The following is a 725-nucleotide window of genomic DNA, read 5'->3' on the forward strand; positions in this document are numbered from 1 at the left end:
TCCTGGAACTGTCTGGCGTGGCCAAGCACTACGGCCCGGTGGCGGCGCTGGCCGGCGTTGACCTCAGCGTCGAGAGCGGCAGCCGCACGGCGATCGTCGGGCCATCCGGATGCGGCAAGACCACCTTGCTCAGGCTGATCGCCGGCTTCGAGGCGCCGGACCGGGGCAAGATCGTGCTCGATGGCGAGGTGCTGGCCAATGGCGGCGCTGCCGTGCCGGCGCACCGGCGCGGCATCGGCGTGGTCGCGCAGGACGGGGCGTTGTTCCCGCATCTCACCATCGCCGACAATATCGGCTTCGGCCTGGCGCGAAACGCCGAGAAGCGTGCCGAGCACATCGTCGAGCTCGCCTATATCGTCGGGCTCGACAAGGCGATCCTGAAGCGCCGCCCGCACGAGCTCTCCGGCGGCCAGCAGCAGCGCGTGGCGCTCGCCCGCGCCATGGCCATGAAGCCGCGCCTGATGCTGCTTGACGAGCCGTTCTCGGCCCTCGATACCGGCTTGCGCGCCTCCATGCGCAAGGCAGTGGCCGAGTTGCTGGAAGCCGCCGGGATCACCACCATCCTCGTCACCCACGACCAGGCCGAGGCGCTGTCCTTCGCCAGCCAGGTCGCGGTGATGCGCGACGGGCTTTTCTCGCAGGTCGGCACGCCGCGCGAACTCTATTTCCGGCCGAAGGACAGGATGGTCGCAGAGTTCCTTGGCGATGCCATCATTCTGCCGGCG

Annotated in this window: 1 protein-coding gene; it reads left to right on the forward strand. The window is 69.1% G+C overall.

Annotated features, from left to right (window positions below; all coding sequences use genetic code 11):
* Nucleotides 1-2: 2 nt before the first annotated feature.
* Nucleotides 3-725, forward strand: a 723-nt coding sequence (locus EN742_RS36735) for an ABC transporter ATP-binding protein (protein ID WP_148670605.1), incomplete at its 3' end; no start/stop codon positions are given.

The organism is Mesorhizobium sp. M4A.F.Ca.ET.020.02.1.1 (assembly GCF_004022645.1).
Taxonomy (GTDB): Bacteria; Pseudomonadota; Alphaproteobacteria; order Rhizobiales; family Rhizobiaceae; genus Mesorhizobium.